The 14,325-nt window shown below is 68.2% G+C and carries 12 protein-coding genes; 6 read left to right on the forward strand and 6 right to left on the reverse strand.

The features are described 5' to 3' along the window. Positions 1-6 precede the first annotated feature (6 nt). Positions 7-1,281: a D-alanyl-D-alanine carboxypeptidase family protein gene (locus ACYVI5_RS05385; protein WP_460579300.1), complete on the forward strand. Its 1,275-nt coding sequence runs from the start codon at positions 7-9 to the stop codon at positions 1,279-1,281. Here the strand turns inward: ACYVI5_RS05385 and ACYVI5_RS05390 are convergent, their stop codons facing one another. After that, the gene (locus ACYVI5_RS05390; RefSeq protein ID WP_460579301.1) at positions 1,282-2,085 is read right to left on the reverse strand and encodes an SGNH/GDSL hydrolase family protein; all 804 of its coding nucleotides are present in this window, start codon (positions 2,083-2,085) and stop codon (positions 1,282-1,284) included. It lies immediately after the preceding gene. A gap of 165 nt (positions 2,086-2,250) precedes the next feature. On the opposite strand from ACYVI5_RS05390, the gene ACYVI5_RS05395 reads away from it, so the two are divergent. Further along, positions 2,251-4,005: a DEAD/DEAH box helicase gene (locus tag ACYVI5_RS05395; protein WP_460579496.1), complete on the forward strand. Its 1,755-nt coding sequence runs from the start codon at positions 2,251-2,253 to the stop codon at positions 4,003-4,005. Here the strand turns inward: ACYVI5_RS05395 and ACYVI5_RS05400 are convergent. Then, positions 3,979-5,223: a trans-sulfuration enzyme family protein gene (locus ACYVI5_RS05400; protein ID WP_460579302.1), complete on the reverse strand. Its 1,245-nt coding sequence runs from the start codon at positions 5,221-5,223 to the stop codon at positions 3,979-3,981. The genes ACYVI5_RS05395 and ACYVI5_RS05400 overlap by 27 nt on opposite strands. A gap of 104 nt (positions 5,224-5,327) precedes the next feature. On the opposite strand from ACYVI5_RS05400, the gene ACYVI5_RS05405 reads away from it, so the two are divergent. After that, positions 5,328-5,813 carry an Lrp/AsnC family transcriptional regulator gene (locus ACYVI5_RS05405; protein WP_460579303.1) on the forward strand — a complete coding sequence of 162 codons (486 nt, stop codon included), beginning with the start codon at positions 5,328-5,330 and terminating at the stop codon, positions 5,811-5,813. A 54-nt stretch (positions 5,814-5,867) separates the two neighbouring features. On the opposite strand, the gene ACYVI5_RS05410 is transcribed toward ACYVI5_RS05405, so the two are convergent. Next, the gene (locus tag ACYVI5_RS05410) at positions 5,868-6,047 is read right to left on the reverse strand and encodes a CsbD family protein (RefSeq protein WP_460579304.1); all 180 of its coding nucleotides are present in this window, start codon (positions 6,045-6,047) and stop codon (positions 5,868-5,870) included. 24 nt (positions 6,048-6,071) lie between these two features. Between ACYVI5_RS05410 and ACYVI5_RS05415 the strand changes: the two genes are divergently transcribed. After that, positions 6,072-6,563, forward strand: a complete 492-nt coding sequence (locus tag ACYVI5_RS05415; protein WP_460533957.1) for a DUF7882 family protein — start codon at positions 6,072-6,074, stop codon at positions 6,561-6,563. Between the two features lie 18 nt (positions 6,564-6,581). On the opposite strand, the gene ACYVI5_RS05420 is transcribed toward ACYVI5_RS05415, so the two are convergent. From ACYVI5_RS05420 to ACYVI5_RS05430, 3 genes are read right to left on the reverse strand one after another with little or no spacing between them, the layout of a single operon-like run. Beyond that, on the reverse strand, positions 6,582-10,031 hold the full coding sequence (locus ACYVI5_RS05420; protein ID WP_460579305.1) for an error-prone DNA polymerase: 3,450 nt from the start codon (positions 10,029-10,031) through the stop codon (positions 6,582-6,584). A gap of 29 nt (positions 10,032-10,060) precedes the next feature. After that, positions 10,061-11,644: a DNA polymerase Y family protein gene (locus ACYVI5_RS05425; RefSeq protein WP_460579306.1), complete on the reverse strand. Its 1,584-nt coding sequence runs from the start codon at positions 11,642-11,644 to the stop codon at positions 10,061-10,063. Continuing rightward, the gene (locus ACYVI5_RS05430) at positions 11,645-12,472 is read right to left on the reverse strand and encodes a hypothetical protein (protein WP_460579307.1); all 828 of its coding nucleotides are present in this window, start codon (positions 12,470-12,472) and stop codon (positions 11,645-11,647) included. Between the two features lie 150 nt (positions 12,473-12,622). Between ACYVI5_RS05430 and ACYVI5_RS05435 the strand changes: the two genes are divergently transcribed. After that, positions 12,623-13,345 carry an SOS response-associated peptidase gene (locus ACYVI5_RS05435; RefSeq protein WP_460579497.1) on the forward strand — a complete coding sequence of 241 codons (723 nt, stop codon included), beginning with the start codon at positions 12,623-12,625 and terminating at the stop codon, positions 13,343-13,345. 128 nt (positions 13,346-13,473) lie between these two features. Beyond that, entirely contained in the window at positions 13,474-14,322 is an 849-nt protein-coding gene (locus ACYVI5_RS05440) for a carbon-nitrogen hydrolase family protein (protein WP_460579308.1), read from the forward strand. The last annotated feature ends 3 nt before the right edge of the window (positions 14,323-14,325 follow it).

Genomic DNA, 14,325 nt, shown 5'->3' on the forward strand with positions numbered 1-14,325 from the left:
ACAGCCGTGCACGACAGATCCGATGGCCAGGCGGAGGCCACTCGCGAACGGTCCGACACGCGACGTCGGCCGCGCGGCCGTCGTCGCCGGGTCCTCACGTTCACCACGCTCGGCGTGGTCGTCGCTGCTGCCGCGTACACGGTGCTGACGGCGATCGCGCCGTTGCCCGCTGCCGCAGAGGCGGCATCCGCGTCCACGACCATCCGTCCTGCGGCGGTGCAGCCGGCCTTCCCGTCGTGGGGAAGCGCCGCGGTCGGCATGGTCGGCCGGAATGACCTGCTCGTGAAGAACGGCAGCATGGCCAGCACCCCCATCGCGAGCATGACGAAGACGATCACGGCGCTCGTGCTGCTTGCCAAGCATCCGATCGCGGCGGGGACCGAAGGGCCCGTCATCACGTTCACGGATGCCGACGTCGCCATCCTGCACCAGGTGTGGGCCGAGGACGGCTCCTGGGCGCCCGTGCAGGCAGGGGAGCAGCTGACCGAGAAACAGGCACTGACCGCGATGCTGCTGCCCAGCGCCAACAACTACGCCTACTCACTGGCGAACTGGGGCTTCGGCTCGGTGGATGCCTACCTCACGTACACGAACGCGTGGCTGAACTCGCACGGCTTCACGGGTACGCACGTCACCGATCCGTCCGGTCTGGACCCCGGCACCGTCAGCACGCCGGTCGACCTCGTCGGCATCGGCAAGCTGGTCATCGCGAATCCCGTGCTCGCCTCCATCGTCGACACGACGACCGCGGATCTGCCCGGGGCGGGAACGGTCGACAACGGCAACAAGCTGCTCGGGCAGGACGGCATGATCGGGATCAAGACCGGGTGGACGGACCAGGCCGGCCACTGCCTGCTGTTCGCGGCGTCGGTGACGCTGCACGGGCATCCGGTCACACTGGTCGGTGTCGTGACGGGCGCCCCCGACTACACGAACCTGTGGACGGATGTCCCGGTTCTGCTGAAGAGCGTCGAGGCCGGTTTTCACGAGGTGACGGTCGGTGCGGGCAGCACGGACTACGGCACGTACCGCAGCGTGTGGGGGCAGTCGGCGACGCTGAAGAGCGAGAAGTCCGACGGCATCTTCGTGTTCTCCGACACGCCCATCAAGGTCACCGTTCGGTCCGCCCCCGTCACCCTGGCAAGCCCCGGGGATGACGTGGGCACCGTCACGTTCAGCGGCGGCGGGCAGAGCTTCAGCAGCACACTGACCGTGTCGAAGGCCGTCGAGGATCCCGGTCTCGGGTGGCGGCTCACGCACCCGCAGCTGCTGCTGCCGTAGCTACATCGCGGCCTCTTCGTCGCCAGGCAGGGTGACCGGGGCGGGCTCGGGTCGCTTCGGCAGCACGTGATCGCCGCTGGAGATGCCCTTCACGCGGCGGATGATCCACGGCACGAAGTACTCCTTAGCCCACGAGAGGTCTTCCGCCCGAGCCTGGCGCCAGCTGCGCGGAGGAAGCGGTTCCGGTTCCATCGGCTGCAGGTCGTGACTGACGCCCAGTGTGTCGAGCACCATGCGCGCGACGGTGTGGTGCCCGAGCGGGTTCATGTGCAACCGGTCGGGGGACCACAGGCGCTGGTCCTGCACGTCTTTCAGCGCCCACTGGTCTGCCACGAGGCATCCGTGCCGCTCGGCGACCACCCTGACGTTCTCGTTGTAGATCGCGACCTTGCCTCTGATCGTCTTGAACACCGGTGAGAAGCCCACGTCGACTCCGGTGAACACGACGATCGTGGCACCGGTCGCGGAAAGCCTCGTGATGATCTCGTCTAACAGCTCGCCGATCTCGTCGGGGTCCGTGCCGGGCCGGATGACATCGTTTCCGCCCGCGGAGATCGTGATGAGATCCGGCGCCAGCGCCACCGTCGCGTCCACTTGGCTTGCAGCGATCTGACGGATGAGCTTGCCGCGCACGGCAAGGTTCGCGTAGGCGAAGTCGTCTGTGCCTCGGGCGAGCACCTCGGCGACACGATCCGCCCACCCCCGGTGGCCGCCTGGCGCGTTGGGGTCGGGGTCGCCGATTCCCTCCGTGAACGAGTCGCCCAGAGCGACGTACCGATGGAAGGGATGCAGCGGTTCCGTCATGGATCCATTCTGGCCAGGAGCACGCGAGGACGTCAGTCGCATTGGGTACCGTGGAGTGAAGTGAGTTCCCCGATCCCCGCCTCCGCCTCGACCGAGGATCCGGATCCGTCGTACCCGGGAGCCGCCGAGCAGGAAAGCGGCGGACGCGAGGTCGGCACGTGGGCCATCGAGCACCTCTCGCCCTCGTTCCCGGCCCGTGCCCCGTGGGGTACCGCCAGCAAGCTGCGCGCCTGGCAGGCCGAGGCGCTCGAGGCGTACTTCCGCTATGAGCCCCGCGACTTCCTGGCGGCCGCGACACCGGGCGCCGGCAAGACGACGTTCGCGCTGCGTCTGGCCGTCGAGCTGCTGAAACGACGCACCGTCGACCGTGTCACCATCGTGGCGCCGACCGAGCACCTGAAACGACAGTGGGCCGAGGCCGCAGCGCGCGTGGGCATCCCGATCGATCCGAACTTCAGGAACGCGCACGGCAGATACGGACCGCACTACCGCGGAATCGCCGTGACTTACGCGCAGGTGGCGGTCAATGCCGCACTGCACCGCGACATCACGCTGGATCACCGCACGCTCGTCATCCTCGACGAGGTGCACCACGGTGGCGATGCGCTCAGCTGGGGCGACGCCATCCGCGAGTCCTTCGAACGCGCGGAGCGCAGGCTCTCGCTGACCGGAACACCGTTCCGCAGCGACACCTCGCCGATCCCGTTCGTGACGTACCTCCAGAACAGGGAAGGCCTCCGCACCTCCCGCACCGATTACAACTACGGCTACGGACGCGCTCTTTCTGACGGTGTCGTGCGGCCTGTGCTCTTCATGGTCTACGCCGGCCACATGCGCTGGCGCACCAAGACCGGCGACCAGATGGAGGCCCGGCTCGGCGAAGGCAACACGAAGGACATCACGGCGCAGGCATGGCGCACAGCGCTCGACCCGAAGGGCGAGTGGATACCGCAGGTGCTGCATGCCGCCGACCGGCGCCTGAGCGAGATCCGCCAACAGATTCCGGATGCCGGTGGCCTCATCATCGCCACCGACCAGGTCGCGGCTCGCGCGTATGCGGCGATTCTCGAGAGCATCTGCGGCGAGAAGGTCACGGTCGTGCTTTCGGACGAGAAGGAGTCCAGCGACCGCATCGAGGAGTTCTCGCAGGGCACCTCCCGGTGGATGGTCGCGGTGCGCATGGTCTCGGAAGGAGTCGACGTGCCGCGTTTGGCGGTCGGCGTGTACGCCACGAGCGCCGCGACGCCGCTGTTCTTCGCGCAGGCGATCGGGCGATTCGTGCGAGCCAGACGACGTGGCGAGACCGCCACGGTGTTCCTGCCCGACGTGCCGATCCTCGTCGCCCTTGCGCACGCCCTCGAACTGGAGCGCGACCACGCTCTCGACCGGGTCTCGGCCGACGTCGAGGGTGACCTCTGGAACCCGGAGGACGCCATGGTGGCGGCGGCCGAGCGCGAGGACAAGGCATCCGACTCCCTGCAGCAGGAGTTCGCGTTCGAAGCTCTGGACTCCCATGCCGCGTTCGACCGGGTGCTGTACGACGGCACCGAGTTCGGCGGGTACGCGGAGCCGGGGAGCGACGAGGAGTGGGACTTCATCGGCATCCCCGGCCTGCTCGAGCCCGAGCAGGTGCACGAATTGCTGCGCACGAGGCAGGCGCGCCAGGCCAAGCGCGCCGCTAACCGGCCGGCATCTGCCGACGCGCCGAAGGCGCCACCGCCGGTGTACCGCACCCTCAAGGAGCAGCGCAGCCTTCTGAACAGCCTGGTCGGGCTGTATGCGAAGAACAGCGGCGAACCGCACGGGCTCGTGCACGCCGAACTCCGCCGCCTGTGCGGCGGGCCGGCCGTCGCACAGGCGAGTGTCACCCAGCTTCAGGCGCGCATCGACCTGTTACGCAAGCGACTGGGCCATCACTGACGCGCCTGTCCGGCCGGCCCGCGACCGCTCGGCGCCCACGGCATCCAGGGCACGCATGAGGTCTTCTGCGAGGTCGTCGACGTGCTCGAGGCCGATCGAGATGCGCACGACGCCGGCGTGTGGTTTGGCCTCGGCCGCCACCGGTCGGTGGGTGAGCGATGCGGGATGCTGCACCAGCGAGTCCACCCCGCCGAGCGACACCGCATGGGTCACCAGCCGGCACGCTTCGGTGAACCGCACCGCACTGTCGTAGTCGCCCAGGTCGAGCGAGATCAGCGAGCCGGGTCCCTCGAGCTGGCGGCCGATGAGTCCGAGCGGGTCCTGCCCGGGGAGCCCTGGATACAGCACCCGGTGCACGGCCGGGTGCTCCTGCAAGCGCCGAGCGAGCACGCTCGCGGTCTCCTGCTGGGCGCGTACGCGAAGCGGCAGCGTGCGCAGTCCCCGGTGCAGCAGGTAGGCGGCGAACGGATGGAGCAGGCCGCCGGTCAGCGCACGCAGGCCGCGCAGGCGGCGCGCCCACTCGTCATCCGTCGCCACCACGCCGCCCATCACGTCGCCGTGCCCGCCGAGGTACTTCGTGGCGCTGTGCAGAACGAGCCGTGCGCCGTGCTCGACGGGACGCTGCAGAACCGGAGAGGCGAACGTGTTGTCGACGAGTACCGGCACCGACCCGGCTTGCCGCACGGCATCCGCGATGTCGACCAGCTCCAGGGTGGGGTTCGCCGGAGTCTCCAGCACGACGAGACCGGTGTCGGGCCGCACGGCGGCGGCGATGCCGTCCGGGCTCGCCCAGGTCACGCTCGTGCCCACGAGTCCGGTCGCCAGCACGTGATCTGTTCCGCCGTAGAGCGGGCGGACGCCGACGATGTGCGGTGTGCCGGCGGCCACTGCCGCCATCAGGCAGGCGGTCAGCGCGGCCATGCCTGACGCGAACGCGACGGACTCCTCTGTTCCCTCCAGGTCGGCCAGCGCGCGCTCGAACCGGGCGACGCCAGGCTGCCACAACCGCTGGTACACGGCGGAGTCTCCGGGGAGCAGCTCGCCTCCCGTGGCGAGGTTCTCGTACGAGTCACCGCCGGCCTCGACGCTCGGCAGGGGATTGGTGGTCGAGAGGTCGATCGGCGGAACGTGAGAGCCGGTCTCGGTGAGACCGTCCATGCCGGCGTGAACCGCCCTGGTCTCCAGGTGCGGGCTGAGGGGATCGGACGACGTTGTCATATCCCCATGATCGGTGGATTCCCCCGCCTTGGAGTAGGTCACTCGGATATCCTTCGAGAAGACTCCGGATGATCGCAGTTTCTTGCAGAATTGAGGATGCCCGCATGCCCGCCTCGAAGATTCCCGAACTGGACTCCCTCGACCGCCGGCTCGTGCTGGCGTTGTCCCGCAACTCGCGCATCACGGGTTCCGCTCTGGCGGCAGAACTCGGTGTGGCCGAGTCCACCGTGTCCTTGCGGCTGAAGAGCCTGCAGCGCAGGGGAGTGATCACCGGATACCGGCTCGACGTGGACCTCGCCGCGGCGGGCATCCCGCTCCAGGCGCTCATCGCCGTGCGTCTCGCGAAGCACTCCAGGGCGCAGATCGACGCCTTCCGCGCGGCGGCACCGCACTGGCCAGGAGTGCTGCGGCTGTTCCACACCGCGGGGTCCGACGACTATCTCCTGCACGTCGCCGCTCGCGACTCCGGGGAGCTGCGCGACTTCGTGCTCGAATACCTGACCGGCGACCCCGCCGTCTCGCACACCCAGACGAGCCTCATCTTCGAGAACGCCACGGCGGACGGCTGGCAGGAACTGCTCAGGGAATGACGAAGGGCCGCACGCGAGCATCCCACTCGCGTGCGGCCCTGGCCGTCGAAGCCCTCAGTCGTTGTCGCTGAAGGCGTCCTTCACCTTTTCACCGGCCTGCTTGAGGTTGGCCTTGGTCTGATCGAACTTGCCCTGGTTCTCGAGCTCGTCGTCGCCGGTCGCCTTGCCGACGGCCTCCTTGCCCTTGCCCCAGAGCTCGTCCTTCTTGTTCTCGATCTTGTCTTCGTCGCCCATGGCTTCTCCTTCTCGGATGGTCGGATGCGGCAAACCCTGACGTTACGAAGCGGTCAGGGCGAACGGCAAGGGCTTGACATGCTCGTGCTGCAGGAGCGCGGCCTGCAGCCGCGCGACGGTAAGCTTGCCGCTCGAGACCGTGATCCCCGGGAGGTAGTGGTGGGTGCTCTTTTGTACGGCGGATCCGACATCGAAGTGAAATTCGAGGACCGCGTTCTCGCCCACCTCCAGGTGGTGATCGGGGCCAAGCTGCGTCGTCGTGAGGGTTTCTTCTTCACCTGGCGCGACGACATCTCGGTGGGAGACGGGCGCAGCTCGGTGTGGATCGATCCGTCCGTTCCGCTGTACTTCCGCTACTCGGGCAGCAAGCCGCCGGTGATCAACCGGGAGTGGATCGAGTTGCTCACTCTGTCGGCGAACAGCACGCAGGGCCTTCACCTCATGGATGAGCCGCCAGGGCCCAACAGCGCGGGCGCGCCGGGCAAGTCGAAGGACAACAGCGTCAAACCGGGCTGAGCGCACCCTTTTCTCGCCCTACTGGAAGTTGCGGGAGGTGGTCCGCGCCTTCAGCGGCAGGTTCTCGAATCGATCGGCTACGACGTTCACGATGCCCTCCTCGCTTCGCTCCAGGATGCCCCGCACCACCATCGCGGCCGCCTCTCGAGCGATCCTCCGATAGCGACCCCACACGCCGACACTGCAGATCACGTTGAGCAGGCCGGACTCGTCTTCGAGGCCCAGGAACGTGATTCCGCTCGCCGTCGCAGGCCGCTGCCTGTGCGTGACCACGCCTGCCACCTCCACCCGCGTTCCCGTCTCCATCGTCAGCAGCTCCTCGATCGATCGGATTCCTCTGGCTGCCAGGCCCTGCCTCACGTTTCGCATCGGATGGTCGCCGGGTGAGATGCCGGTCGACCACAGGTCGTAAACGGTCTGCTCGGATGCCGTCAGCATCGGAAGCAACGGCGGCTGCACGAACACCGCGGTGGCGGGCAGGTAGTCCTTGCGTTCCCTGGAGGCAGGGCCCGCCGCCCACAGCGCTTGCCTGCGGGTGAGCCCGAGCGATTCGAACGCGCCTGCCGCCGACAACGCCTCCAGCTGCGGCGATGTCAGGCCGACACGACTGGCGAGGTCGTGCATGCTCGTGAACGGTCCTGCCGTCTCGCGCTCCTCGACGATGCGCTTGGCGTGCTTCTCGCCGATGCTGTTCACCCCGGCCAGGCCGAGGCGCACGGCGAGCGCGGCGTCTCTGCGGTGGGAGGCGGAGGCATCCGGAGCGTCGCGATGGAATTCCTTCGGCACCGGCGGCTGCTTCTGCGCCAGGCATCCCGGCATCCCGGTCGGCGCCGGGCGCACGGCACCGCCGGACTCCATGTCGACGGGCTCCAGGTCGGGATGCACGCCCGAGCGCAGGATGTCCACGTGCCGCACGACGACACCGTGCCGCACGGCATCCTGCGTCAGCGTCTGCGGCGAGTAGAAGCCCATCGGCTGCGCCTTGATGAGCGAGGCGAGGAACGCGGCGGGGTAGTGCAGCTTGAGCCAGGAGCTGGCGTAGACGATGAGCGCGAAGCTCAGCGCGTGGCTCTCGGCGAAGCCGAAGTCGGCGAACGCCTCGATCTGCGACCAGATGCCCTGCGCCGCCGTGTCGTCCAGTCCCCGCTTCGCCATGCCTGCGAACACCTTGCCGCGCAGCGATTCGATCTTCTCGATGCCGCGCTTCGACCCCATCGCCCGCCGCAGCAGGTCGGCATCCTCACCGGTGCAGTCGCCGACCGCCATCGCCATCTGCATCACCTGCTCCTGGAACAGCGGGATGCCCTTCGTGCGTTCCAGCACCGGTATCAGGTCGTCGTGCGCGTACGTCACGGTCTCCTTGCCTGCACGCCTGCGGATATACGGATGCACCGCACCGCCCTGGATCGGCCCCGGCCGGATCAGCGCCACCTCGATCACGAGGTCGTAGAACTCGCGGGGGAGCAGACGCGGCAGCGTGCCGAGCTGGGCGCGACTCTCCACCTGGAACACGCCGATGGCGTCCGCCCTGCACAGCATGTCGTAGACCGCCGGTTCCTCCTTGGGCAGGGTGGCCAGCGTCCAGGTCTCACCGAGGTGCGCCTCGATCATGTCGAACATGTACTGCACGGCGGCGAGCATGCCGAGTCCGAGCAGGTCGAACTTGACCAGGCCCATCCACTCGCAGTCGTTCTTGTCCCACTGCAGCACGGTGCGGTTCTCCATGCGGGCGTGTTCGATGGCGCACACCTCACCGATCGGCCGATCCGTGAGCACCATGCCTCCGGAGTGGATGCCCAGGTGCCGCGGCGCGCGCAGCAGATGCTCGGAGAGCGCGACGACGGCATCCGGGATGTCGTGATCGCCGGTGAACACCTCCGGGCCGTATCTCTCCACCTGCTTGGACCAGGCATCCTGCTGTCCCGTCGAATGCCCGAGAGCTTTGGCCATATCGCGCACCGCGTTCTTCGGCCGGTAGCTGATCACGTTGGCCACCTGGGCGGCGTTGCGTCTGCCGTACTTGTCGAACACGTATTGGATCACCTCCTCCCGTCGCCTGGCGTCGAAGTCCACATCGATGTCGGGCTCCTCCGGTCGCAGGCTGGAGAGGAAGCGCTCGAACGGCAGCTTGTACTGGATCGAGTCGACCGCCGTGATGCTCAGCGCGAAGCAGACGGCGGAGTTGGCGGCAGAGCCGCGGCCCTGGCACAGGATGCCCTTGCTGCGGGCGAACCGCACGATGTCGTGCACGATGAGGAAGTAGCCGGGGAAGTCCTTCTCCTCGATCACCTTCAGTTCCTGCTCCATGCGTGCCGTGACGGCTTCGGCGCTCGCATGCGGATAGTCCGGCGGGTACTTCTCGGCCACTCCGCGCGCGACGAGCTCGCGCAGGTGGCTCATCGGTGTGTGTCCCTCGGGAACCTCCTGTTTCGGCAGTCGCGGCTTGGCGGATCTCAGCGCGAACGCGTGGCTTTCGGCGATGACGACCGTCTGCTCGATCGAACCGGGGTAGCGGGCGAACCGCCTGGCCATCTCCGCACCCGAGCGCATCCGCGAGGTGGCAGCGGCGGGCAGCCAGCCGTCGAGCTCGTCCAGGCTGCGCCTGGCGCGCACGGCCGCCATCGCCGTGGCGAGCGGACGCTCCGCCTTCGTGGCGTAGTGCACGAGACCTGTCGCGACGGATGCCAGCCCCTTGCGTCGCGCCAGTGCGTAGAGCGCGTCGTTGTGCACGGTGTCCAGCGGGGAGCCGGTGTCGAACAGTTCGACGACCACGTGCCCCGTGCCGAACAGCTCGATGAGCTCGTCCAGGGCACGGGATGCGGCGTCGAGGTCCGGATCGGCGCCGCTGTCGCTGCTGCCCGTCAGTGCCTGCCGCACGGCACCCTTGCGGCATCCGGTGAGCACCGTCCAGTGGCCGCCCGCCTGCTCGGCCAGCTGCCGCAGATCGTAGACGGGGCGGCCCTTTTCGGCATCCGGATGCAGCTGGGCATCCGTGATCGCACCGGCGAGGCGGTGATACCCCTCCTCGCCGCGGGCGAGCACGAGCAGGTGGGACCCCTGCGGATCCGCCTCACCGTTCTGCGGCTTGCTCAGACCGATCGACAGCTCTGCGCCGAACACCGTCTTCACGCTGGAGTGCGTCTCGGCCGCCTCCGCCAGGCGCACCACACCGTACAGCCCATCGTGGTCCGTGAGTGCCAGCCCGGTGAGTCTCAGTCGCGCGGCCTCTTCGATCAACCGTTCCGGATCGCTCGCCCCGTCGAGGAAGCTGAAGTTGGAGTGCGCGTGCAGCTCCGCGTACGGCACGTAAGGGCCTGCCACCGGGACGATGCGCTCGCCTTGGTAGGTCCTGCGCTTCACGCTTCGGGCGGGGGAGTCCAGCGCGGCGAGGCTGCCCTCCGGAGGGCGTCGGCCAGAGAGCGTGCGCTCCAGCTCGGACCACGGTATCGCGGGGTTCTTCCAGCCCATCAGCGCATCCCGCCAGTCATGGCGCTGTCTCAGTCATAGCGGGCCTCCAGCATCCATTCGCCGCGCTCGAGCAGCACGAGCCAGGCGCTGCCGGTCTCGTCGACGAGCTGCAGCCGGTTCATGCTGCGGGCGGCATCCGGATCCCACCAGCGCTCCTCGACCGGCCATGGTCCCGTCCATGCCGTCACCTGTGACGGAGCTCTGCCAGGAGCGGGGGAGAAGCGCGCGGGGTGCGCGGTGAGCATACCCGTCTCGTCCACGTCGATCGGCTCTCCGGATGCCGCCGTCACCGTGCATCGCACCGGCGGCGAGTAGACGGTGGCGGGCAACGGCGGTGGGAGGGCACCCGGCCACGGTTTCGCTGCGTCGACGGTCACGGCATCCGGAACCCGGTCGCCCCAGGGGACCAGAACGGAGCGGTCGGCGAGCAGACGTCCGCCGCCGATCGCCGCCGTGCCGACCGCGTCGTGCCCGAGCATGCTCTGCACCCTGGAGAGCGCGTGGTGCACGCGCTCGTCCGGTCCCGCGCCGAACAGGCCGTCTTCGTGGTTGCCGATCGCATCGACCGATTCGGGGGCCACCGTCACCTGTACGACGGGGGAGTCCAGTCCGCTGTCGGTTCCTGTGCCCTGCAGCTGCCATCGCACCCGGTCGACCACGTCGGATGCCGTGAACCACCTGGGATGCAGCCACGTGCGTTCGCTGACCGCACCCGATTCGGCGAGCACGACGACGGTGATCGCCGTGGCGACGAGTTTCGCCGCCGTCAGGGATGCCACGAAGTCGTCGGCCGTTCGACGGAAGGCGAACGTGAGCTCGTCCACCCGTTCCAGTCCCGGCTCGAACTCGGCCTGACGCTCCAGCACCGCCTGCGGAGCACGCGGCACGACGGTGGTGCGTTCCGAACCGTTCGCCAGCGCGTGGGTGCGCACGCCGAGCTCGCCGAATCTGTCCTCCAGCTCGAGCGGGCCCAGCTTCGCCACGGCGCCCAGCGTGTCCAGGCTCAGCCGGTGCAGCAGCGTGACGTAGTCGGCGTCGTCGAGCACGTCGACCGGCAGCGGGGCGAGGAACTCCGCGGTGCGTCCCGGTTCCACGATCAGGGTGCGGCTCGTGCCGGAGGTCACCCTTCCCGCTGCCCTCGCTGCCTGCTCCGCGGCGAACGGGCCGTCGGCGATCCCCACGCAGGCATCCGGAGAGCCGTGCTCGGCAGCGACGCGCAGCAGTTCGGCGGCCGCGGCGTCTTCGCCCCCGTAATAGCGCGCCGGACCCCGCGCTCTCAGCGCACACAGCCCGGGCCGGATGGGCTGCACCCCGGGAACGGCCTGCTCGATCGCCGTGAGCAGCGGGTCGAACTCCCGCTGGTCGACGGACGCGTCGTAGTGCAGCACGGTCAGTGCCGAACAGCGTGCCTGCGCCTCTCGCACACGCAGTCCGCGCCGTACCCCATCGCGTCGCGCGGCGGCAGAGGCTGCGAACACCATTCCTTTGTCGATGAGCGCGATCGGATGCCCGTGCTCGGCCAGTCCAGCTGCCACCGCCGCCCGCACCGGCCAGTCCGGACACCACAGCACGATGCTGCGCCGGCCGGTGCGATCGGCGTCGCGTATCGCCATTCAGACCACCGCCTTCAGCGCGGGGAAGGTCTCCTGCTCCTGCGCGGTCTTGTGCGATGGCGCACTCTGGTGACGCGGCGTGGTATGCCGCGACGGTGTCGTCTCGTGCAGCCGTCCGTCCGGCGTCAGCAGGAGCTTCGCTCTGCGTTCCCGCCCCCACGATCTGCTCTCCACGGCGACCGTGAGCTCGCGCTCCGCCAGGTAGCCGTGCCCATCGCCGACACCGGCCCAACGGGCGGATGCCACGCCCACCCGCGCATCCACCCGTGGCCATGCGCCGCACACGAGGAGCACAGCACGGCGTTGCCGCAGCCTGGCCGCCAGCCTGGCCGCCTCCGCTTCGCCCACTCTCGAACCCGGCACGGTGACGACGACGCTCACCGCGTCGGCGAGCGCGGCGGTCACACTGAACCAGCGGTCGCCGGGATGCGGCACCAGCACGAGCCGGTCGAGGTCGACGCCCAGCCGTGCCGCTGCCTCTGCGCCGAACCCGGGCATGCCCACCACAGCGCTCCACGCACCTTCAGCGCTCGGGCCGGCCAGCAACGCCATGACCAGGGAGGTGGCGCCCTGAACGGAGTAGACGCCGCCGGGCTGCAGGCCGCCGCCGGGGAGCAGAGGAGCCAGCACGGGGTCGGTGCGCAGCACCCCGTCGTCGACACGGGCGCTTTCCAGCTCACCCATCCTGGAGCGGAGGCTGAGCAGTCGTTCCAGGTCTGCCTTTGCACGTTCGACGGCGGTATCGCCGACGTCATGGATGACCGGCCGCACCGATCGCATCGGCGGGGGTGGGTACTCCGCCGGCAGATCGGAAACGAGAAGGGTCACCACTCCAGTTTCGAACGCATCTTCGAGACTGTCAAACATCAACGGCGTGTCGTTTGCGACTTCTTCTTCGAAGATACGCTAAGTGCTCGCGGCACGTGATAGCGCGCGGAAGCATCCTCTCATCACGCACCGACAGACGCAGGTGAGAAGCTGGACCAGTGTGGCAGATTCGCTCTCGACGACCACGTCGATGAATTGATCCAGGAGTTCGTCGCCTCCGGTGGCGACTATCGCGACTGGCGGCCGAGCTACTCGATAGCCCCGACGGACGTCGTGCCCATCGTCAGGGAACGCGTCGACAAACAGACCGGTGAGGTGCGGCGCAGCGTCGATGCCGCCGTCTGGGACTTCCATCCCGCGTTCATGCGCGACTCGAAACGCCCGAACTTCAACGCCCGTATCGAGACGGTCACCAGCAACGGACTCTGGAAGGGTGCGTTCGCAGCATCCAGAGCCATCGTCCCGATGCGCGGTTACTACGAATGGACCGGCGAGGCCGGCCACAAGCAACCCCATTTCCTGCACTCCAAGGCGGGCGGCCTTCTCGCCGCCGCAGGCATCTACACGGCCAGGAAGGTCGACGACGAATGGGTGGTGTCCACCGCGATCATCACCCGGCCGGCTCGCGACGCATCCGGTGAGATCCACGAGCGGATGCCGGTGTTCCTCGACCGCGATGTCTGGGAGGAGTTCCTCACCCCTGACAAGCTCGACGACGCAGCCAAGGAGCACATGGTGCAGCTTCTGACGGCGGAGTCAGACAAGGTCGCCGGCACGATCACGAGCTACGAAGTCGACCCCAAGGTCAACAGCTCCCGCACCGCCGACCCCGGCGACGCATCCCTCATCGAGCCCACGAAGCCCGCGGCATAGGCCGGCAACACACCGGGGAAACGCCTGTGGCTGCGCATCCGAGCGCATTGTGCCCCATTCGAGTCCTTCCGTAGCGAAGATCACCTCTCGAGCGTTTAATGCGGGAAACACCGATGGAGAGGACGAACGTGACCACGATTCGAGCGGCCATCAGCCAGACCACCTGGACCGGCGACAAAGAGTCCATGATCGTCAAGCACGAGGGATTCGCCCGCGACGCGGCGGCGCAGGGCGCACAGGTGATCTGCTTCCAGGAGCTGTTCTACGGGCCCTACTTCGGCATCACCGAAGACAAGAAGTACTACTCCTTCGCCGAACCGGCTGACGGGCCGACCGTGCAGCGCTTCGTGGCACTCGCCGAGGAACTGGGCCTCGTGATGATCCTGCCCATCTACGAAGAGGAGCAACCCGGCGTCTACTACAACACGGCCGTCGTCGTGGATGCCGATGGCGCCGTCCTCGGCAAGTACCGCAAGCACCACATCCCCAACCTCGACAAGTTCTGGGAGAAGTTCTACTTCCGTCCAGGCAACCTCGGATACCCCGTCTTCAAGACGGCCGTCGGACCGATCAGCGTGTACATCTGCTACGACCGGCACTTCCCGGAAGGGTGGCGCGAGCTCGGCCTGGCCGGCGCGCAGATCGTCTTCAACCCGAACGCGACCAAACCGGGGCTCAGCAACCGCCTGTGGGAGATCGAGCAGCCTGCCGCTGCGGCCGCGAACGGCTACTTCGTCGCCGCGCCCAACCGGGTCGGCCGGGAAGACAACGAGTACGGAGACCTGGCGGTCGACTTCTATGGATCCAGCCAGTTCGTCGACCCGCGCGGGAACGTCATCGGCGGATACGGCTCGAGTGAGCACGAAGAGCTCGTCATCCGCGATCTCGACCTCGACCTCGTGCGGCAGACGCGCGACGACTGGCAGTTCTACCGAGACCGGCGCCCCGAGTCGTACACGGGCATCCCGAAGCCGTAGGAG

This window comes from Humibacter ginsengisoli (assembly GCF_054780095.1).

Excerpts from the sequence above, each read along its gene's own strand:
- ACYVI5_RS05390 (WP_460579301.1), bottom strand. The coding sequence starts at position 2,085 with ATGACGGAACCGCTGCATCCCTTCCATCGGTACGTCGCTCTGGGCGAC.
- ACYVI5_RS05400 (WP_460579302.1), bottom strand. The coding sequence starts at position 5,223 with ATGACAACGTCGTCCGATCCCCTCAGCCCGCACCTGGAGACCAGGGCG.
- ACYVI5_RS05405 (WP_460579303.1), top strand. The coding sequence starts at position 5,328 with ATGCCCGCCTCGAAGATTCCCGAACTGGACTCCCTCGACCGCCGGCTC.
- ACYVI5_RS05410 (WP_460579304.1), bottom strand. The coding sequence starts at position 6,047 with ATGGGCGACGAAGACAAGATCGAGAACAAGAAGGACGAGCTCTGGGGC.
- ACYVI5_RS05415 (WP_460533957.1), top strand. The coding sequence starts at position 6,072 with ATGCGGCAAACCCTGACGTTACGAAGCGGTCAGGGCGAACGGCAAGGG.
- ACYVI5_RS05420 (WP_460579305.1), bottom strand. The coding sequence starts at position 10,031 with ATGGGCTGGAAGAACCCCGCGATACCGTGGTCCGAGCTGGAGCGCACG.
- ACYVI5_RS05425 (WP_460579306.1), bottom strand. The coding sequence starts at position 11,644 with ATGGCGATACGCGACGCCGATCGCACCGGCCGGCGCAGCATCGTGCTG.